Raw genomic sequence first — 20,889 nt, 5'->3', positions numbered from 1 at the left:
TATTATCGTCCTAGGTTTCGCTACATATCCATCAGGCTAATAAATTCAAATAATCCGAAACGAGAAGATTGACATCTCCAACAGAAAGATTTGATATCTTTATAAACTTATATATACCCCCCATCCATATGGACAGAGGGTACATAATAGCATCATTCTTTACTTAATACTTTCTAATTCCCATTGGTGATAATTACCCGGTGAAGTTGTATGCTCAGATTTTAAAACACGCTCACCAGCACCTACAAGCGGGGCAATACCATTATCTGCAACAGAACTAGTCCACTGATTTTCTCTAGATGTTATATAAGTAGCATCAGATTTTATATAGAAGTTCTTCGCATTAGGAAGTTTGTCTAATTTAATAGCAGATCTATTGTGTTCAGTATCTAACCAGCTATAATCATAACCATTTCCAAAATTTAAATACTGGTAATTACTATGGCTACTATTCGTAAACTTAAGAAACACTTCTTCATCTTTTTTGAATGGTTCTTCAGGTTTAGATTTTCCTTTTCTTTCAATCAATACTGGTGTTGCTTGAATGTCTGGTCCATGTATTGCTTGTTGGATAGGACCGAGTCTCAATCCATCCCAATTATTCCCCTTAAGTGAAAAGTGTACATATCTCCCATTAATTGATTGGTTTAAAGTGCCGGCAGACCAAGATTCCTTTACACCATTATAAAATCCAACATTTGACTTCAAATAGTACTGTTTACCTTCTACTATAGGTTCTCCGGAATTATCTACTACTAATTTATCAATAGCTTCTAGATAGCTTTTATTTGAAACAAGAGGTGTGGAGACTTCAGTTTTATTGTCTTTTACATCAACAAGTTCAAATTTAACCTTTGATTCTCCAAGAGGTGTACGGTTTATTGCTATGTCTACAGGTTCATTTTCTTTAGATTCATACACATTTGAATTCTGATTTCGAACTAAAGTTACCTTTTGGCTCTCACCTTTTTTATTACGAACCGTAACAAATATTTCATCACTCAAATTAAATATCCCTGGTATAACCGATGCATAAATCTTTTTCTTACTATAATCATAACTGCTATATGATAAAGTTGGTCGTAGTGCACGATTATCAAAGAAACCAAGGTTCTTACCTCGTTCTAAAAGAGTCCGATTTGGACCATAACGCTCTCGTTCCTCGGTTTGGCGACCATTTACTACATAATTCGCTACCCAGCCATTACCAGCTATCTCAGTATGTGCAAACAATTCGTCTAGTGAAAGATTATGATTAATGTTAGCAGGCTTTTCCTTGCCCGTTCTTGGTGTATAGACTCTATATTTTGGTATGGAACCGTAGTTTGTTTCTACTAATGTAGTAGAAGCATTTACATTTGATGCAAAATGCGACCAATCTCCTAAATTTACAAATTGACCATCTTTCATGGTATATACATTCATTGTACTAGTAGGCAAGACTTCAATAGAAAGGGGTGCCCCTTGTTCTACTGCTTTTAATTCATCCAGTGTCAGGGAAATTTTCACATCCGCTTGACCTTCTATACTATCCATTAGGATTTCAGTTTTATTGTTTCCACCTTTTGCTGTAGTTAACAAGTTGGCTTTATAACGATCTTGTGTTGCCTTTACAGTATTAATAATTTTATTTCCTAATCGAATGTTAAAGTGAGGTGAAACATCCCCAGCAGATGCAGTACCCGTATTTTTATATTCTAGATGAAATCTTACATTTGCTGCTTTTGATGAATCAACAGTGGTTGCTGTCGACCAGTCAAAGCTATTAGAAATACTTTCTGTTTCTGTTTTTGTATTTGAATAACCATACCCCACGTTTATCGATCCCTTACCCGACGGTACAGGTCCCCCTGCTGATCCTTCAGCGCCACCTTCACCAGTTAAGCCAACATTAAAAGAATGTTGTACAGCTAAGCTTTTTTCCCAACTTTTAGTACGTGACTCACCATTTGAATCTGTAATACTAGCAACAGGAGTAATATCGATACGTTTTACAGCAATTTGTAGATTGGGTACATTCGCGATCATGGGGTTAAAATCTATATCAGAATCGCTATCATAATGCTCCACTTCATAGCTATCTGTAAAAGGGTCCCCATCTGAATTTGCACTCCTAGGATTTGTTATAAATCTCTTTTTCCCAAAGTCTTGATCTAGGTCATATAACTGGGCTTCATTTTTCCCTGTCTTTTCATTAAATACAATTTTAAATCCTTTTTCTTCCACATCATTAGGAATACCATCCTCGTCCCAATCATTATTTACCTGAGGCTCCTCCATAATCATGATTCCCTTTTTTCCAGAATCACCATAGATTATATTCTGTCCTTCCTTTATATTTGTATCTTCCTTAAAGGTTTCCACTTTTCCACCTTGTTCAGGCTTTGTTTCAGCTAAGGTAGGGGCTGTTATCGTCAATGCCATAGTTAAACTACTTACTGCACCAAGTATTGGCTTTAATTTTTTCATCTTAGTTTTCCTCCATATTTCCTATACGTGTTTGAACATCTACTAGTAAGATTGATTTCATAATATCTCACAAGTCTTTCATTTCTCTTTCGCAAATGTTACAAAAGTCTTTCACTAATCTTTTTTATTTTATTGATATAACGATTTCCGTTGCAGAATTTCTTAACACATAGAAAGATGCGAAAATTGCAGAAACAAATTTTATAAATCATTTCCTAACCAAATAAAAAGGAAGAAAGCATTTTCTATGCTTACTCCCTGTTTTATCTTGCTATTTAATAAAGTGAAACTTTAATCAGTGGGGGTTTTACGGGCAGTTATCTCCCACCTAACTTCCTCGCATTCGCCGAATTTTGAGGTGGGAGTCTTACTGCCCGCAAATAGCGGGATAAATTGTAAATCTGATAGGTGACAAAAATAAAAGGAACACAACTTTTATTTTAAAGTTGTGTTCCTTTTATTTATAAACTATTTAATTATAAAAGATAAAATCCCAATAATTATACATGCAATTCCGCTTAAAAATTGTCCTAGTCCCGCTGTTTCTCCTAAAATAAAGAAATTAAAAATATTTTTTCTTGTTTGTGTTTTCCCTATAAATGCCTCATCCGTTTTCATTCTATATATACCCCATAATACTAAGACTACGCCAAAAAGTATAAATAATAGTTTTAAAATCATCGTATAGTTACCTCTGTTCAATATATTTTTTATGTATGTGATTCCATTTTCTTATTCTATAAAAGCAGTTTTAAAAATAAGTTTCCTTTTTCCATACCTCTTTATTTTTCTAGCACATCTAAACGAATTAGTATTTAATCATCTGTTTTACATACATCTGTTGAAATTGAAACTTTCTTCTGGCACCTGTCCACTTTTAATATTTAATGCCGAATTTTCTTTTTCAACGGAAGTGATCGAACTAGAAGATGAAGATACTGGACCTACTAGAACAAGCAAATACTAAGGTTGCAGGAGTTACTTTTTTTCATTTGAACCATTTTATTTCTTCCTCTCTTTCATCCTATCTACAAGATTACAAAAGCTGAAATTATACTTATACTTTTCACTTCAGATTAAAATATAATCACCTTCGATACAGTAATCTTATTACATATATCTTTCAATTTCCTTTCGTAAATGTTACAAAAGTCTTTCAACCGTCTCATTTTTTTCTGATGTAACAGGAAGAGTAAACCAAAATTCACATCCCTGTTTCCCATCTTGGCGGTCTCGAACACCAATTTGTCCTTTATGCAGTTCAACTAGCGATTTCGCAATGGCTAAACCAAGCCCAGAACCTCCAGATTGTGAACTTCTTGATGGATCCGTTCTAAAGAAACGGTCAAATATACGCAATTGATCATCTGGAGAAATTCCTTCCCCTTCATCACACAAAATGAATTGAACTTGTTGCTTCTGTTTATTTTCCTCTACAATTAATTCGATTGTTCCACATGTAGGAGAATGCCGAATCGCGTTGTGCAACAAATTATTGATAACTCGCGCTATTTTACATGGCATAATCCAAATTCGTGGTAATGTCTCAGAAACGTGCAATTGCAAATCAATCTCTTTATCTTGTAATAAGATATCATGTGAATCTATTACTTTTAATAAAATGCTATCTACATGTATTAAACTTGGATAAAAAACTTCTTGTCCAAGTTCTAACTTAGAAAGGTCAAATAAATCATTAATTAATCCACTTAATCGTTGTATGTCATTTAGGATTGTCTTTAAATATTGTTGTTTCATATTAGGATCTTCAATTAATCCATCTTGTAACGCTTCTATCATCAATTGTATGCTAGCCATGGGAGTTCGTAAGTCATGGGAAATATTCGCAATCAGCTCTGTACGTGCTTTTTCTCCTTTTTCTAACTTAGCAAAGCTTTCGTCCAATTTTTTGGCCATTTCTTGAAAAGCTTCTGCTAATTCTTTAAACTCTTCCGGTTCTTTCCCTATTATGTACATCGTTCCAAATTGTCTATCACTAAATTGTTTGGTTAAGGCAATTAAATTTTGAATAGATCTCATAATAGGACGTGTCATTAACCAGTAAATAATTGTAGAAATAATCATCGCTACAATTACTATTACTATTAATAACCGTGTCTGTTCTGGTCTAAGTAACATTTGCCTTTCACTGTACCATATAGAAATTACCATGATACCCGTGCTTAATAGATTCATCAATAAAAGTTGATTTCGTAACTTCATTTATCGTTTCCTCCATCTGGTTCAAAACAATATCCGATGCCCCAAACGGTATGAACCCAACGGTTCTTTGTTGTAGGTTTCTCCAATTTCTCACGTAAACGACTCATTAATACAGTTACTGCATTTGTGCAACCTTCATACTCAAATCCCCAAATTTGTTCAAGAAGTTGAGACCGTGAAAACACCTGTTTAGGATGTTTTGCCATGAGATAAAGCACCTCAAACTCTTTCACCGTCAACTCTATTTCATATTGACAAACAAATACACTTCTTTTCGTTGGATCAATTTTCAAATCTGGAAACTCTATCATTCCTGATGTAGGCTCTATTCCTTGAATTGTTACTTGACTTCCTCTTCTTAATATAATTTGTACCCTTAATACTAATTCACGAGGTGAAAAGGGTTTTGTTACATAATCATCCGCTCCCATTGTTAATCCTAAAATCCGTTCTCTTTCTTCTCCTCTCGCAGTTAACATAATAATAGGTACATTGGAATGTTGGCGAATTTCCTCACATAGTTCCCATCCATCTTTTTCTGGCATCATCAAATCTAAAATAATTAGATCAGGTTGAAATTCTTGAAATACATTCCATCCTTCTGTTCCGTTCACAGCAGTGCATACTTCATACCCCTCTCTTTCTAGGTACCGTTTACATATTTCTCGTATATTGTCTTCATCTTCTATAATTGCAATTTTTGTTTTCATACATTAAATCTCCTCTGTTCCTTCATCAATGGCGAATGATATAAAATCAATATGCGTAAGTTCATCTTAGTTTATATACATTGCATTTTTCTTTCGAAAATATAACAAAACCCTTTCACAACTATCATAAAAAATTATCACTCAAGTAAAAAAGTTTCTTTTTCTATAGCTGAGAAAAAGAAACTTTTCACTTTTTAGATATATATGCAACATAACCTAAATGGTATTTAGAGCAACCTGCTTTTCCCTAAATTAAATTTTCATCTTCCGTTACATTATGAATTATCAATCTAGTTTTTTAAGTGAAATTTGAAAGGAGCCTCTTACTTCTATGCATAAAATATAACGTCTACTGAAACTAGGAGTTATACTTCAAATTCAAGTTACATTATCCCTATTAAATCCATTTTTCTTTTCCTGATCAAATTACTTCAGACTACCTATGTTTCTACAAAATAATAGTTTAATTATTCATTTTCAGAGGTTTATTTGCTAGTTATGATTACATGTTATTTGTACTAGCATCACCAACTGAGTCACCGTTATAAATTGGGAAAAACAGAGTAACAGTAGTTCCTTTCCCAACTTGGCTTTTTATACTTATTTTTCCACCATGACTTTCAATAATTCGATAACTCATCATAAGCCCAACACCCGTCCCTTTTTCTTTTGTACTATAAAAAGGTTCACCTAGTCTTTTAATTCTTTCTGAAGGAATACCTACTCCTTTATCTAAAATACTAATCTTAACCTCGGTGCTCTTATGTTTTTCCACGCTTATAATGATTTCTTGACCATTTTGTATAGCCTCAATAGAATTTTGTAAAATACTATAGAAAACTTGTTTTAATTGAATTTCGCAACACTCAACTAATAAGTTTTCAGCATCCACATTTAATGTAATACGAATATTCTTCATTATTGCTTGTGTACTTATTAAGTCGACTACATTATCTAATATAGTACAAAGGTTTTTAGGCTCAAATACTGCAGCATTCGGTTTTGCAATAGATAAAAATTCTTGAAGAACTGTTTCAATACTACTGATTTCAGAAAGTATTAGGCTTAAATATTCTTTATCCTCCCCTACTTCCTGCTGCAATAATTGCATGAACCCTTTAATTACTGTTAATGGATTACGAACTTTATGAGCGACTCCAGCTGCCAATTGCCCTACTGCATTAAGGGTATCTGATTTTTTTAATAATTCCGTCGTTATTGTACGTTCTGTAATATCACGCACAATAATCATAATTTTATCGTCAAAAAGCGGTAAAAGTCTTGCTTCAAAATAATAAATTTCATCATCTAGTTGTAGAGAATAATCTATTAATACAGGAGCGGATGAAGTTTTTATTTGATTAATAGCCTTCTCAAATTGCTTTATGATAGGAACTGGTAATATCTCTTGGAATTTCTTCCCTATAAATTCTTCAATTGGAACATAAAATTTGGATACAGAATTAACTTTACAATCCTTAATGGTCCCATCAAGTTCTGACAAAAAATACAAATCAGGAATTGCTTTAAAAATTAATTCTAGTTCAGTCGAGGTTTGTTTAAGTTTCTCTTCCATCCTCTTACGCTTAGTTATATCAATTCCAATTGCTCCGACACTCCGTCCTAAAGTTGGAATAATATGTAAAATAGTGGACTGCATAATAGTTTTTATCTCACCATTTTTACATGTGATATCCATCTCCGAATCTCTAAAATCGTGACCATTTTGCAACAAATCGTTACGATTAGGTCTATGAGGATGTAGCAATTCCATCGCTTTTGGATTGTTAATTATTTCATCTGCATTATATCCAGTTACTAATTCACATTCCCGATTCCACATAATAATATTTCCTTTTTCATCAATTGCATTAATCATAATCGGCATATTTTGTAATATACTATCTAAACAATTTTCTTCATAATTTGTTATCGTATTGATTTGGGAATCTTTTTCATGAATTTTTTTAAGGTGTAATTGTTGTGTTGCCATCTCTTCAATTAGATTTGCAATGCATTTAAAATGTGTTATGTGAGAATCCGCAATAACCTCTTTATTACTACTTGTTCCTACAACAAAGGTTGCTATATGTTCCTGCTCAATAATGATGGGAATATGCATTTCTTGGGACAATTGGATTTTTTGATTACGAAAAAAAGGGTCACCTTTGGAAAATATAACATTTTGATTATTATCAAGGAGACAGAATGGAACTTTAGTTAAATTATAAAATTGCTCTGTTATATTCTTAAACTTGTTTACATTTATAAGATCTTTAAGTGTGTATTTCATTATTTAACCCATCTCCTTTATATTTACCGTATCTTTAAGACTCCCAATATAAATTTTCAAACTAGAAACAATTAACAATTACCTATTACAATGATAATCTTGTTCTGAATTACCATAGGATTAACCGCATACTTGTATAGAGTAATAAAACAAGGGTTTAAAACATAAAAGACCGCAAAGCTTTCTTAAAAAACGCTCTGCGGCCTTATACTTTCTTGTTTCACCTAAATAAAAATCAATTGTATTTCTTTCTGTATCAACGGCACGCTATAAGTAAATCTATTATCATCTTACTTTTATATAAACTATTTAATTTTAAATCATACTGATAAACCTAGTTTATAATCATTGTATAAATAAAAAACAATCTATATTTCCCTATTTTCTTTACTAATTTTAATATTTACAAACTAAGCAATTACCGATAACGTTATAATTTAAATGATTACAACGTTTCGTCATCCCTATCAAATCTCGAAATCTTATGTTGTATCATATCTGTCATCTTAAAATGAGCATAAATTTTTGATTAATAATGTTTTCATTTAAATGCTATTGGTTTATTCATACTATTTCCCTTTATGTCTAGATTCATAACATGAGTATGTCCAAGTTTGATAATACATTTTTATTCACCAAAATTTTTTGTCCCCTCCTAAAGACATTTTTTCATGCTCTCCTCCGTAATATAAGTCTATTTTGATAACAAAAATAGATTTTGTAACTTTTGTAACTGATTTTGTAATTAATGAAACCAAACATAAACCAAACGAAAACCAAATATAAACCAAATATAAACCAAATATAAACCAAACGTAGAACAAACACAGGCCAATACCAGGTTTTAGATAAAATCTTATATCCCCCCACATGGCAACTATATTCACAATTTATTGTAGATGATAAAAAACAGTTGCTAAAAAATCTCTTGTTTAATAAATAAAATTTGTAAAATTGTAGTACTAAAAATTATCAGCACGAATGATAATTTTTATAAAAAAGAGAGTCTCATTTTTCAATGAGACTCTCTTTTTTATATATTTAAACAGAATTTTCAGCTCTATCATTCAAAATAAATACTCGAGTGAAAACCACCATAATTACTACAATAACTAAAAAATATAGGGGCATGACTATTAAGGAACCTGTATGAAGCTGGCTCATTCCCCAAATCGTTATCGTCACTATTATATAATAGCCTAGGCTAAATAAGGCACCCGCAGTACCAATGACATCTTGAAAATCTACTAATGCTAAACTTAAACAGTTAGGTAACGCCACCCCAATTCCTAATAGCAATATAAACATCGCTACTAAAAATCCAATCATATATATTACGTTTGGATTTGATCCAACAAACGTAATAACAGATAAAATGACTGCTCCCACTGTCATTACAATACAACCTATATATATGATTTTCTCCGGTTTATAAATAGGCAGTAACCGTTTTGCAACTTTCGCTCCAATAATAGAAGCAGACGCAACTACAATTCCTAGAAATCCGTACATACTAGGTGATAACTGAAAGTATTCAATAAAGATAAACGGCGCTTCTGCGTAGTAGCTAAATAAAACACCATTCGCTCCTCCAATTAATAGACCGTATGTTACTACTTTCGGATTTGTAATTAATCTTTTTAACACTGAAAAGACATTTATTTTATTCGTTACTGAGTCCATTTTTGTTTCCGGAAGAGAAACAAAAGTATACAGAAAAATCCCCACACTCATAACAACTAAACTTAAAAATACTATTTTAAATCCAAACATTTGATCAAGAAAGCCCCCAATTAGCGGACCTATCGCTGGTGTAAAAGCAATGACTGCCGAAATTTGAGCAAACATAACATGACGTTTATGCCCTTCTACACTTTCACGAAGAATCGTTTGTGTCACAACTGAGCCAGCACTTGCTCCAAATGCTTGAATAAAACGACTAAACAATAAAAATTCAATAGAATTGGCAATATAGCATAAGAAACTTCCAGCCCCATATACTACAATTCCAAATAACATTGCTGGGCGACGACCAATTATATCTGATAACCATCCAATAAAAAATACACCTAAAGCAAATCCAGCAAAATAAACACTAAGTGTTAGCTGTACCTCATTATTACTTACGTGCAACGCCTTTGAAATGTCTGGTAAAGACGGTGTGTAAATCGTTTCACTAATTTGCGGAAATGCCACAAGAATGATCATTAACCAAAGTGATGGTACTGAGACTTTTTTCATTTTTAATACCCTCCTATAACTTTGAAAATCTCAGAAATGAATAGACTTTCCTTAGCTACGGAACAGGAGGGGCCATTATAGAAATTCGATCATAAAACAACAAAGAAAACACCTCAATTACGCATGTTAATACATATAGGAGGGTAATATTAACATTGATTTTAATATATGCTTTTTCAATTATATTACATATTACATTTCTTTTTCTAGTGTTGAGCCTTGGAGGATTTGTTAGAAGGATAACTTGATACCATCACCTTTTTATGGAATAATTAGGAATGGTTTGAATTAATAGATCTAATTATCAAACGATAGACTAGCATTTTTTAATGTCGCAAAGCTTACAAACAGGAGGACTTTTGTAATGATTGAAATTTTAAGGACCATAGTAAACTTCCTAATTTCTCTATTCTCAGGAGAATTACCAATTGTATATTATGTGTGGATTATTACCCTATTCCTAATTCAAATAATCCAATCTACTCTAAACTATAAACTATTTAACAAGAAAGATAATTTCAGCACTTATATATCAGAAGGATTACTTGCTTTTATTATTTTATTGTTTGGAGGTATGTTAGTATCTAAGTTACTTGCTTACATAATAGACGACTCTACTATTAGTATGACAAATTTAACACATTATTTTATTTCTCTTATTATATTAACTATATTTGTCGTCATAAGCTGTCTTAAAGATTTTATAGAAACATCTATCAAAAATAAAAATGTGTCTCTTTTTAGCTTTTTAGTAGTTTCCTTAATAACAAGTATACTTTCATTCAAGTTTTTATCACCTTTAATCGAAGGTTCTTTTTCTCTTTCTAAATCTTTTATAACCACTTTAATCATTCTTGTAACTATATCAATTCCTCTATTAATTTCCTTAGAGGAAAAATATGCAGATAAAAAAGAAACGGAAAATTTATAGCTTCTCATTTACATAAAAGAAAGGGGAAGCTCCCCTCTTTCTTTTATATCGTCCTATTTCACAAGATTAAATCATCCCTTTTAATATCAACCCCAAAACTGACATTACTATTGCACTTATAATAATTCGCAAAATCCAAGTTATGTTTGTACTTATTTTTTCCAATTGCTTATTGATTGTTGCTATGTCCTTCTCATTAATAGTGGTACGCGTTTCTAAATTACGAATGTCTCTCATAATTTCTTTTTGCTCCGCCTTGAGACTGTCAATTTTAGCGTAAACATCTTCCATATATTCACACCATCTGTTCATCTCAATAGAAAAAACTATATATATATATATATATTATGAGACAACCCTCTTACCTGTGAATACATTCCGTATATCCGCACACCAAATTATTTGTACAATCTAATTGAATTACTTACACGTTTCCATTCTCTTATATATAAGTCTTCGTTTAGATAATATGTGGTATAAAAAGAAATCTCATTATTCCACTTTAATAATGTATTCTAAGTACTCTTTATATGCCGTTTCATAAAGACCTGTAGCATATTTAAAGCCTTTTTTATTTTTTTAACAACAAACAAGATGCAATCCAACATGCGGTAGCACCTACGATAATTACTATTATTTAAATCACCATTCTCACATTTAAAACTCAATATAGTCAGTATTCTCTTCTTAAAAATCAGCTTTTTTAGCTACTTAATGTATACTAATATTAATATGAACTAGCTGTATTGATAAACTCTCTAGTACAAGAAATATACTAGCTGAAGCAGATCTATATCCGATATTTTTCCCATGAACATTAATGCTGATTTCCACTAAATGTGTTTGAATAGCATTGTTTTCAAAAATTTCATCCTCAACTTTTACAATATCAGCTTTACTATCCACTTCTTTAAAGGTTTTCAATAATTTTGTTTCTAATAGACTAAAATCAAAATTTTCATCTTTTATTACAGCAAATTTAATCTTCATATCGATTTCCCCATTTTTAACAAACTAAAATCATTTAATCAATATAAATATATATCAATCTATTAAATAATTCAAAATATACGCTTCTTATACACTATTACTAAATATCAGTTCTAAAAGGATTAAGTGCAAAAAAGAAAGAAAGTAAATAAAGAAAAAAATTAGTACTCTCACAATTAAGTAAACTCTAATTTTTTCTTCTATCTACTTATTATTTAAGGTTAATAGTGATATAACCCCAGACTAAAAAATTTGACTTAAATTCATTGATGAATGGAGAGGTTTATATGAAATTAAAAGACAAAGTAGCAATCATAACTGGTGGTGCAAGTGGAATTGGTGAATCCACTGTTCGCCTTTTTATTGAAGAAGGTGCAAAAGTAGTTATTGCTGACTTTTCTGAACGTGGAAAAGGCCTATCAGATGAATTGAATGCACATGGATATAATACATTATTTATTAAAACTGATGTAACAAAAGAAGCAGATATTAAACAGCTAATCCATGAGACAGTAAGTAAATACGGTAAATTAGATATTATGTATGCCAATGCCGGCATTGCTGATGATGCACCGGCAAACGAATTGTCCTATGAAAAATGGAAAAGAACCATTGATATTAACTTGTCTGGGGTATTCCTTTCTGATAAATATTCGATTGAACAATTTCTTAAACAAGGTACAGGCGGTGTCATCGTTAACGCTGGTTCGATTCATAGTTTTGTTTCATTACCTACCCCAACAGCATACTCCTCTGCAAAAGGTGGTGTGAAACTATTAACTCAAAATTTATGTACTGCCTACGCTAAATATGGAATACGTATTAATGCGGTGTGCCCTGGCTATATTGACACCCCTTTACTTGGTAGTGTTAATCCTCAACAGAAAGAATATTTAGCTTCACTTCATCCACAAGGCAGACTTGGAACACCAAAAGAAGTAGCCAAAGCTGTCTTATTTTTAGCAAGTGATGATGCTAGCTTTGTTAATGGTACAACACTTCTTGTTGATGGAGGCTATACTGCACGCTAATTTTAAAATTTGAAGTACGGCTCTAAGAAATATATAGTCTTTAATATAAAAAGCGCCATCACAAATGCAGTGATCCCTGTCAAGTAGACAGTATTTAAAAAGCGCAACTAAGCAACCTGAGTTCTATATTTATATGGACTCAGGTTGCTTAATTTCTTTTGAAATCTTTGATGATTATAAAAGTTCATATATTTACGCACGGCAAGTTTGACCTCATTCGCTTTACGGAAGGAGTATAAATGAAAACACTCTGCCTTAAAGTGACTGAAGAAGTTTTCCATACAAGCATTATCCCAACAGTTGCCTCTTCGAGACATACTTGCCTTCATCTGATATTCTTTAAGTAATTGATTATATTGACGAGATGTATACTGGGATCCTTGATCACTATGTAAGAGGATTCCCTTCACATTTCGTTTTTTCTTTGCCTTTTTAAGCGTATCTAACACAAGCTTTAAGTCGTTTCTACGACTGGTTTCATAGGCAACAATTTCATTATTGTATAAATCCTTAATAGCGGATAAGTACAAGCGCTGTCCATTGAAAATCAAATAGGTAATATCGGTTACCCATTTCTCATTCGGTTTTGAAGCCTGAAACTCCCTATTTAGATGGTTCTCTGAAATCACATAAGCTTCTTTTTTCCGTAATAAGGTCGTTTTTTCCTAATTACGGCTTTGATACCTAGTTCACTCATCAATCTTTGGATGTGCTTATGGTTCAAATGAAGGTTATATGTGGCTTTCAGCCACACTTGTATTCTTCTATATCCATAAATTCCTCTTAATTTTTTATGACACTCCAATATCTTTTTCTTAATTTCGATATCCTCTGATTGTTTTTTAGAAGGCGTCGTATGCCGTTTTAGCCATTTGTAGTATCCACTTCTGGTTACACCAGCAATATCGCATAGAATGGTCACTGTATAACCTGTTTTTGTCATTTCATGGATGACTTCGAATTTTTTTATTTTGGATACGACTTTCATTCCTCCTTTTACATCCCTAAGAGCTTTTTTAATATTTCATTTTCCGCTTCTAATCGTCTGATCTTAGCTTCAGGATCTTCGGGTCTAACCCTTGGTCTACCTAAACCTGGTCCTTTCGCTTTACCGCGTTTTTCTTCTAGTCCTTTGATTCCTTCAGCTTCAAAGTGTTTCACACAACGACTTACAACCGAGTGATGAATACCTAATTCTTTCGCAATGGTTTTATAGCTCATGCCTTCTTTTAAGTATAAATCTATAGCTTGTTTCTTAAATTCTACATCGTAAGTGACTCTAATTTTTCCCATGAAAAAATCCCCTCCATAGTAAACAGGTTAATGTGCTTTCTTTTTCCTGTCTACTATAAGGGGATCATATCAAAATGACGGCGCTTTTTATATGTAAGAGCTACTAGAAGATACCCTTCTAGCCTACTCCCATTTATAAGTCCAAAATTGTTCAAGTTGCAGCCATTTCAATGTTGCTGCATCTTTGTTTTTTATTTTTGCATGCGTTTCTTCAAGCATTGCTTCTGTTTGTGAACGATGCGCGCCTAGTGCAGCTAATTTATGCTCAAATACTTCACTAATATTATTTACAACATCCGGCTCACCGAGTACTGCTTCGCGATTTCTCGTAATCGCAACCGCATGAATAACTGGACGCTCTTCTTTTGGCATACGTGATACAGCGCGAACTACAGCACGGCCAAATGCATCATGATCTGGATGTACGCCGTGTTCTGGATAAAATGTAATAACTCGAGATGGATTTACTTCTTGAATAATCGCTTCGATTTTATCTGCAACAAAATCAACATCTTCAAACTCTAACGTTTTATCATGGAAACCGAGCATTCTTAAATCTTGAATCCCCATCGCTTCACACGCATCTTTTAATTCTTTTTCACGGATATTTGGAATCGTTTCACGGTTAGCGAATACATTTTTCCCCATGTTACGTCCCATTTGTCCAAGAGTACCACATGCATACGTTACAGGTACTCCTTGATCTGTTAATAAGCGAATTGTTCCTCCCGCAGCAAATGCTTCATCATCTGGATGCGGAAATACAACAAGTACATGTCTCTCCATAAGTTTCCCTCCTTCTTACTTAAATGGCGTTAAGCTTAACTCAAGCGCAACTGCTAAGCGGCCTTGATTATCATGACCTGCTAGTAATAAACGCTCTTTATCGTCTACTTCCCAGTGCGTAATGCCTTCTGCATATACCCAGCCATGATCCATTTTCAAACCAACTCGGTATGGGTTGGTTCCAGTTATTTTCCCGCGTTCAAAACGGATAATTGCATTTCGGATGAATGCTCCAACTGTCATCAACTTTTCATTAAAGTGTGACGCATACGCTCCGTTTGTTGTTTCTAAATGAATATATACATCTTTATTTACAAAACGTTCAATTTCATTTTGAATAAGAGAACTATCTTTTACTATTTCCATCGGAATTCACCTCTTTAAACCATTTTACGCAAAAATAATGTAAATTGCTATCTCTATATTAGAGGACAACGCTCACTTTTCCTAATAATTTGCACTGTGTTTCTTCATTTTTTTATATCATATGTAAAATCATCATTTTTTCCTTCACTTTGTTAAATAGTTTTCTTTCTTTTTTGAATTTGCTACAATATAAATTATGTAGAGGAATGCATTTTTACAATTGAATACATACTTTAAAGAAGGTGACATGATTGGAACAATCAGCACATGAAGTAGCAAATTGGCAATATTATTTTACAATTGCCGTATTTTTAGTCACGTACGGTTTTATTATTTCTGAGAAATTGAATCGTGCTGTAATCGCACTATTCGGTGCTGCTATTATGATTATTTTTGGAATTGTAGATTTACATACTGCTTTCACATCGCATATTCAATGGGAAACGATTACCCTTTTAATTGGGATGATGATTCTCGTACATATTACGAGTCAATCAGGCGTATTTGAATTTGTAGCCATAAAAGCAGCAAAAGCAGCTGGCGGAAAACCAATCCGCATTTTATTATTACTATCCCTATTAACTGCTGTCGGTTCTGCATTTTTGGACAACGTAACAACCGTATTATTAATCGTACCTGTTACACTATCCATTACACGTATTTTAAAAGTAAATCCTGTTCCTTATTTAATTTCAGAAGTACTATTTTCAAATATAGGCGGAACAGCAACATTAATTGGTGACCCGCCGAACATTATGATTGGATCAGCTAATAAGCATTTAGACTTTAATGCCTTTTTACTAAACTTAGCTCCAATCGTAATCATTATTTCTATCGTTACACTTGGCATTATTTACTTCATGTATCGCAACAAACTAAAAACAACGCCTGAGCAAATCGAAAAACTAATGGCATTAAATGAAAAAGATTATATTAAAGATCAGAGCCTCCTTTTAAAATCCATTACGATTTTAGGACTAACTATTTTAGGCTTTGTACTTCATTCTATTATTCATGTAGACGCTGCCGTTATTGCGATGACAGGTGCTACACTTCTCATGTTAATCGGTGTGAAAGAACATGAGATTGAAGATGTATTTGCCCATGTTGAATGGGTAACTATTTTCTTCTTCGCTGGACTATTCGTTCTCGTTGGGGGATTAATTGATATCGGACTGATTTCTTCACTCGCAAAAGAAGTACTCGACGTAACAAACGGTGATATCGGTTTCGCTGCTATACTTATCTTATGGGTATCTGGCATCGCATCTGCGACAATCGACAACATCCCATTTGTCGCAACGATGATTCCTCTTATTCAAGATTTAGCTACAGGTCTCGGACTATCTGTCGATTCCCCGCAAATTGAAGTACTATGGTGGGCGTTATCTCTTGGAGCTTGCTTAGGAGGAAACGGAACGTTAATTGGAGCATCAGCAAACGTAGTCGTTGCTGGTATTGCAAAACGTGAAGGACATGGGTTCTCTTATATGGACTTCTTAAAAATCGGTTTTCCATTAACAATCATTGCGCTATTGTTATCACATGCTTACATTTATTTACGTTATTTAATGTAAAAGTTATATTGCATGAAATTATATCGTCATATAAAAAAGGTTTGCAGCACTATGCTGCAAACCTTTTTTCATCACCAAAATATCCCTATAATTGCTAATCCACCTAAAATCATACCACCAATTTGTCCGATGATTGTTGGTGATAATTGAACACCTTTTCTGACTTCAACAACTGGTCTTTCGTGCCTTAGTTGCTGCACTTCACTTTGAAGTTGATGTACACTTCCGTGTAGCTCTTTTATAAGCTCCTTTAATTCAGCGACCTCTTCGTTTACTGGCTTAGTTTTTTCTAAGTTCATCTCGCATAACTCCTTATAAAGTGAAACTTTAATCAGTGGGGGTTTTGTTCATCCCCCACTGATTATTAGTTGAACCAATCGGGCGTTTACGGGCAGTTGATCTCACACCTAACTTCTTTGCTCCACCTGAATTTTGAGGTGGGAATTTTACTGCCCGTTAATGCGGGATAAATTCAATCAGTTCACTGTAAATTTTCGCCAATTATCATTATATCTCCTGCATACTACATATATAATTTCGAATGTACTTTCTAACCTTGCAGCTCCATCCATTCATCCCGCAATATCCCCATAATCATACGATCAAAACTCTTTCCATCTCTTTGAACTGCTTCTCTCATACAACCTTCCATCTGAAAACCCATCTTTTTATACAACTCAATAGCAGCTTTGTTATAAGAAATAACATCCAGACCGACGCGGTGCAAATTCAATTCATAGAAAGCATACTTTAAGATAAGATGAATTGCTTCTCTTCCATATCCCTTTCCTCTATCATTTGCATCTCCTATTCCAATTGCTAATAAGCCTGTTCTGTTATTCCACTCTATGCCATGAATTGCAACAAAACCAATTAAGCGATCATCTTGAACTGTTCTTAACATGAAAGAAACACTATTGGATCTCCGTCCCTTTAATAGCCCATTACTCTCTATTTCATGTAATGATTGTGGGAATGCCAAATCTGTATCTACATTTCTTAAATATTCACTATCCTCTTGCCACATAGTCATTACTTCAGCATCTGCTTCTCTAATAGCTGATAATTTAATAATTTTATTTTGAAAAAGATTCATCGTCATTTCAAACTCCCCCTTTATTTAATAACGGGGATACTTATTCTAGCCTATTTATCCCCTAGTTCCATAAACTGCTTTATAAACGGGATACTTACAATAAGCGCTGACATTGGCACATCTCCTCAACATTGAATTAACTTCATTTTACATTTTTTTATTTTTTCAAACAAACTAATTATAGTTTTCTATCATTTAGAACTATAGTATATTTAATTATTCTTCAGATTATTCAATCAAAATAAGAAATCATAGAAGGTGAAAACATGTTTTATGTAAAACAACTACTCTATTTCACTTATGAACAAGCATTATCCTGTTTATTCCCTGTCGTTATTTTTTTGACACTGGCTCTTTCAAAAATCATATCGATTCCAGGGGTGTACCGATATGATTTCATACTCATCGTATGTCTTCTTATGCAGTGGATTATGTACAAGACTGGACTTGAGACGAAAGACGAATTAAAAGTGATTACTGTCTTCCACCTCATCGGCCTTCTACTAGAAATATATAAAGTACATTTCGGTTCATGGAGTTATCCGGAAGAGGCATATTCAAAAGTTTTTGGAGTTCCGCTTTACAGTGGCTTTATGTATGCAAGTGTTGCAAGTTACATATGCCAAGCGTGGAGACGATTGCATTTACAAATGCACCATTGGCCTAGGGCTATTTTTGCCGTACCGCTAGGCGCAATGATTTACTTTAATTTTTTTACACATCATTTTCTATATGACTTTCGATGGGTATTAACTGTACTTTTATTCATGGTTTTCTTTCGCACATTTGTGGAATTTTCATTACGAGGCGTTACATATACAATGCCACTCGTTCTCTCCTTTTTCCTTATCGGGTTCTTTATTTGGATTGCAGAGAACATCGCAACTTTTTTTGGAGCGTGGCAATATCCAAACCAACGAGAAGCGTGGAACCTCGTTCACCTTAGCAAAATTAGCTCATGGTTTTTATTAGTTGTCATTAGCATTATGATTGTTACGCAGCTCAAACATTTGAAGGAGTCGAAAGGATAATAAAATGATACATCACATTATACTCAAATAAATATCATGCATCAAAAAATTTGAACATACTAGTTCTCTCAAACATTACAATAAGGAAAAAATCATATTGAATAAACAAAAAAACAAGTGCCTATAATTTAAGGAGTGAATCTATGATAAGCGTTCACGACAATACCATTATTTCATACCAAGTTAATCTTGAGACAGAAGAAATTCGTATTCACACCATTACTGAATCAGGACGGAATATCTATATAATTTTTTCTAATGTACTAGCACACTTTTTTGAAACTCATCTAAGTTCTAGCATTATTTTTAATATAGACGAGGATCGACTTCTAGATTTTTTTCAAGAGAATAAGAAATTATTAGAGGAACAAAAAAACTATTGTTGGCCAATGCCTTATGATAATATTACAGAATTAGAGGAAACATTGATAAAAGAGAATTATGTTTATTACAACATTTGTGCATCTTATGGTCTAAGTGGTTGGGTGTTAGCTAAGAAACTTGAGATATTAGATTCTAATTAAGTTGATATTAATCTTAAATACCCTTCCGATAACGATTTTTTAATTACAAAAAAACGAAATCCATCTGGGATTTCGTTTTTTCAAGCAATTAAATTCAAAACTATAGAGATTTCACAATACGTTCCATCGCCTTCATTTGACCAATATGATCAGCTTCATGATACAACATCATACCGTATAGCTCCCCTACTGTTTCCAATCCTAGAAATGGCTCTGGAAGTTTATTTTCAAATGCTTCTGCTGGAATTTCATGAATGCGCTTCGCTTGTTCTTTTAATTGAACCGTTAACACTTCTAATGATGGTCCTTCTGTTTTCCATTTAGATGGTCTTGATCCATACCCAAACATACCTGGATATTCAGTTGGTAATTGTTTAAATTCTCTTCCAAACATGAAAGTTTCTGCTGCCGTTAACACGTGACCGATATGCCAGCGAATTGTATTGTTAAAACCCTCCGGCTGCGTATCTGCAGTTTTATCATCTAACGTTTCCATAAATTTAAGTAATGCCCCGCGCGTTATTTCAAATTGTTTCAAACCAACTATTCTATTCATTTTATCGTCCCCTTTTTTATGTACAATTTATTATGAGCTAAGAATGTTCTACTTATTAAAGTTTTACCTTGTTTAATCTATCAGAAACAATTAAAAAATACATCTAATATGCTTACTGAAAACAATAAAAAAGGACCACTCCTCATAAATATAGAAATACTTACTGCACAAATATTACAGTAAACAAAAGAGGAGTGTAATTACATGTTAGATGTTTTAAAACAACAATATAATCTTATTAGTTCTACAAGGGAAAATCTATTTACATTTTTGGAAGAAATTCCACAAGAAAAATTGCACAGTACGCTTCCTAACTTCGGAAGTGGCAGCATTATAAAAACCCATATTCATGTAGCCGATTGTTATCGATACTGGCTTGGATCATTCGCATTTAACCAAAAACGAGCAGATTTTTCATTTGCTAGCGATTATGAAATTGAGCATGCAGATGTTTCGAAAGTTCGTGCTAGATTTAAAATAGTAGATGAAACTGTACAACGATTTTTAGATGAATACAATGACCGTTGGCTCGAAAATATAGCAAATGAAGTGAAATGGCAAAAAGAACCTTGGAGCACAACTCCGCTATGGCTTTTTACTCATGCGGAAACACATGAATTTCATCATAAAGGCCAAATTGTATCAATGGCTCGTCACCTCGGATACACTCCTCCTGACACAGACCTTAGTTAATTACTACAACTGAACTTAATAAAGTGAAACTTTAATCAGTGGGGGCTTTGTTCGTCCCCCACTGATTATTAGCCTTCAC

The 20,889-nt window shown here is 33.2% G+C and carries 22 protein-coding genes and 1 pseudogene; 6 read left to right on the top strand and 17 right to left on the bottom strand.

Features of this window, described 5'->3' with window-relative positions; translation table 11 throughout:
• Window positions 1-159 precede the first annotated feature (159 nt).
• The 7 genes and pseudogenes from MKX77_RS07610 to MKX77_RS07580 all read right to left on the bottom strand — a co-directional run bounded on the left by MKX77_RS07610 (window position 160) and on the right by MKX77_RS07580 (window position 9,936).
• Window positions 160-2,469: a binary toxin-like calcium binding domain-containing protein gene (locus tag MKX77_RS07610; RefSeq protein WP_341306209.1), complete on the bottom strand. Its 2,310-nt coding sequence runs from the start codon at window positions 2,467-2,469 to the stop codon at window positions 160-162.
• A gap of 468 nt (window positions 2,470-2,937) precedes the next feature.
• On the bottom strand, window positions 2,938-3,150 hold the full coding sequence (locus tag MKX77_RS07605) for a hypothetical protein (RefSeq protein WP_098474019.1): 213 nt from the start codon (window positions 3,148-3,150) through the stop codon (window positions 2,938-2,940).
• A 462-nt stretch (window positions 3,151-3,612) separates the two neighbouring features.
• Complete coding sequence (locus MKX77_RS07600) at window positions 3,613-4,692, bottom strand: sensor histidine kinase (protein ID WP_215553709.1); 1,080 nt, start codon at window positions 4,690-4,692, stop codon at window positions 3,613-3,615.
• A complete protein-coding gene (locus MKX77_RS07595) occupies window positions 4,689-5,402 on the bottom strand; it encodes a response regulator transcription factor (protein ID WP_215553710.1) in 714 nt (237 codons plus the stop codon). The genes MKX77_RS07600 and MKX77_RS07595 overlap by 4 nt, the downstream gene beginning before the upstream one ends.
• A gap of 502 nt (window positions 5,403-5,904) precedes the next feature.
• Window positions 5,905-7,695, bottom strand: coding sequence for an ATP-binding protein (locus MKX77_RS07590; protein WP_341306208.1), 1,791 nt, complete (start codon window positions 7,693-7,695; stop codon window positions 5,905-5,907).
• A gap of 166 nt (window positions 7,696-7,861) precedes the next feature.
• Window positions 7,862-7,962 (bottom strand): annotated as a pseudogene (locus MKX77_RS07585) (DDE-type integrase/transposase/recombinase); the annotation flags it as partial.
• A gap of 774 nt (window positions 7,963-8,736) precedes the next feature.
• Window positions 8,737-9,936: a multidrug effflux MFS transporter gene (locus MKX77_RS07580; RefSeq protein ID WP_341306207.1), complete on the bottom strand. Its 1,200-nt coding sequence runs from the start codon at window positions 9,934-9,936 to the stop codon at window positions 8,737-8,739.
• Window positions 9,937-10,300: 364 nt separating this feature from the next.
• On the opposite strand from MKX77_RS07580, the gene MKX77_RS07575 reads away from it, so the two are divergent.
• Window positions 10,301-10,867, top strand: coding sequence for a DUF5823 family protein (locus MKX77_RS07575; RefSeq protein WP_002087629.1), 567 nt, complete (start codon window positions 10,301-10,303; stop codon window positions 10,865-10,867).
• Between the two features lie 66 nt (window positions 10,868-10,933).
• Here the strand turns inward: MKX77_RS07575 and MKX77_RS07570 are convergent, their stop codons facing one another.
• Both MKX77_RS07570 and MKX77_RS07565 read right to left on the bottom strand, forming a co-directional pair.
• Window positions 10,934-11,158 carry a hemolysin XhlA family protein gene (locus MKX77_RS07570; protein ID WP_002066432.1) on the bottom strand — a complete coding sequence of 75 codons (225 nt, stop codon included), beginning with the start codon at window positions 11,156-11,158 and terminating at the stop codon, window positions 10,934-10,936.
• Between the two features lie 420 nt (window positions 11,159-11,578).
• Entirely contained in the window at window positions 11,579-11,857 is a 279-nt protein-coding gene (locus MKX77_RS07565; protein ID WP_002087631.1) for a hypothetical protein, read from the bottom strand.
• Window positions 11,858-12,144: 287 nt separating this feature from the next.
• Here MKX77_RS07565 and MKX77_RS07560 point away from each other — a divergent pair, with 287 nt between their 5' ends.
• Window positions 12,145-12,888 (top strand): SDR family NAD(P)-dependent oxidoreductase, encoded by a 744-nt coding sequence (locus MKX77_RS07560; RefSeq protein WP_341306206.1) that lies wholly within the window; start codon window positions 12,145-12,147, stop codon window positions 12,886-12,888.
• Between the two features lie 107 nt (window positions 12,889-12,995).
• Here MKX77_RS07560 and MKX77_RS07555 read toward each other — a convergent pair whose 3' ends face one another.
• From MKX77_RS07555 to MKX77_RS07535, 5 genes are all read right to left on the bottom strand, one after another.
• On the bottom strand, window positions 12,996-13,517 hold the full coding sequence (locus MKX77_RS07555; protein ID WP_341306205.1) for an IS3 family transposase: 522 nt from the start codon (window positions 13,515-13,517) through the stop codon (window positions 12,996-12,998).
• On the bottom strand, window positions 13,514-13,876 hold the full coding sequence (locus tag MKX77_RS07550) for an IS3 family transposase (RefSeq protein WP_201052560.1): 363 nt from the start codon (window positions 13,874-13,876) through the stop codon (window positions 13,514-13,516). Before MKX77_RS07550 ends, MKX77_RS07555 begins: the two co-directional genes overlap by 4 nt.
• Window positions 13,877-13,884: 8 nt before the next feature.
• Window positions 13,885-14,181: a transposase gene (locus MKX77_RS07545; RefSeq protein ID WP_341306204.1), complete on the bottom strand. Its 297-nt coding sequence runs from the start codon at window positions 14,179-14,181 to the stop codon at window positions 13,885-13,887.
• A 123-nt stretch (window positions 14,182-14,304) separates the two neighbouring features.
• Window positions 14,305-14,967, bottom strand: coding sequence for a bacillithiol biosynthesis deacetylase BshB2 (bshB2, locus tag MKX77_RS07540; protein WP_215553720.1), 663 nt, complete (start codon window positions 14,965-14,967; stop codon window positions 14,305-14,307).
• 15 nt (window positions 14,968-14,982) lie between these two features.
• The gene (locus MKX77_RS07535) at window positions 14,983-15,333 is read right to left on the bottom strand and encodes a YojF family protein (RefSeq protein ID WP_000407037.1); all 351 of its coding nucleotides are present in this window, start codon (window positions 15,331-15,333) and stop codon (window positions 14,983-14,985) included.
• A gap of 251 nt (window positions 15,334-15,584) precedes the next feature.
• Here MKX77_RS07535 and MKX77_RS07530 point away from each other — a divergent pair, with 251 nt between their 5' ends.
• On the top strand, window positions 15,585-16,910 hold the full coding sequence (locus tag MKX77_RS07530; RefSeq protein WP_341306203.1) for an ArsB/NhaD family transporter: 1,326 nt from the start codon (window positions 15,585-15,587) through the stop codon (window positions 16,908-16,910).
• A gap of 71 nt (window positions 16,911-16,981) precedes the next feature.
• Here MKX77_RS07530 and MKX77_RS07525 read toward each other — a convergent pair whose 3' ends face one another.
• Window positions 16,982-17,209, bottom strand: coding sequence for a hypothetical protein (locus MKX77_RS07525; protein WP_002161008.1), 228 nt, complete (start codon window positions 17,207-17,209; stop codon window positions 16,982-16,984).
• 251 nt (window positions 17,210-17,460) lie between these two features.
• On the bottom strand, window positions 17,461-18,012 hold the full coding sequence (locus MKX77_RS07520; RefSeq protein ID WP_341306202.1) for a GNAT family N-acetyltransferase: 552 nt from the start codon (window positions 18,010-18,012) through the stop codon (window positions 17,461-17,463).
• A 260-nt stretch (window positions 18,013-18,272) separates the two neighbouring features.
• Here MKX77_RS07520 and MKX77_RS07515 point away from each other — a divergent pair, with 260 nt between their 5' ends.
• Entirely contained in the window at window positions 18,273-19,037 is a 765-nt protein-coding gene (locus MKX77_RS07515) for a DUF817 domain-containing protein (protein WP_341306201.1), read from the top strand.
• Between the two features lie 143 nt (window positions 19,038-19,180).
• Window positions 19,181-19,561, top strand: a complete 381-nt coding sequence (locus MKX77_RS07510) for a hypothetical protein (RefSeq protein ID WP_341306200.1) — start codon at window positions 19,181-19,183, stop codon at window positions 19,559-19,561.
• Window positions 19,562-19,661: 100 nt separating this feature from the next.
• Here the strand turns inward: MKX77_RS07510 and MKX77_RS07505 are convergent, their stop codons facing one another.
• The gene (locus MKX77_RS07505) at window positions 19,662-20,117 is read right to left on the bottom strand and encodes a DinB family protein (RefSeq protein WP_341306199.1); all 456 of its coding nucleotides are present in this window, start codon (window positions 20,115-20,117) and stop codon (window positions 19,662-19,664) included.
• Between the two features lie 204 nt (window positions 20,118-20,321).
• On the opposite strand from MKX77_RS07505, the gene MKX77_RS07500 reads away from it, so the two are divergent.
• Window positions 20,322-20,810 carry a DinB family protein gene (locus MKX77_RS07500; protein WP_341306198.1) on the top strand — a complete coding sequence of 163 codons (489 nt, stop codon included), beginning with the start codon at window positions 20,322-20,324 and terminating at the stop codon, window positions 20,808-20,810.
• The last annotated feature ends 79 nt before the right edge of the window (window positions 20,811-20,889 follow it).

Origin of the sequence: Bacillus sp. FSL R9-9410 (genome assembly GCF_038050385.1) — a bacterium.
In the GTDB taxonomy this organism is placed as follows: Bacteria; Bacillota; Bacilli; order Bacillales; family Bacillaceae_G; genus Bacillus_A; species Bacillus_A cereus_U.
Note: the sequence above shows the minus strand (reverse complement) of the source record. Positions and strands in the feature narration are given on the sequence as shown.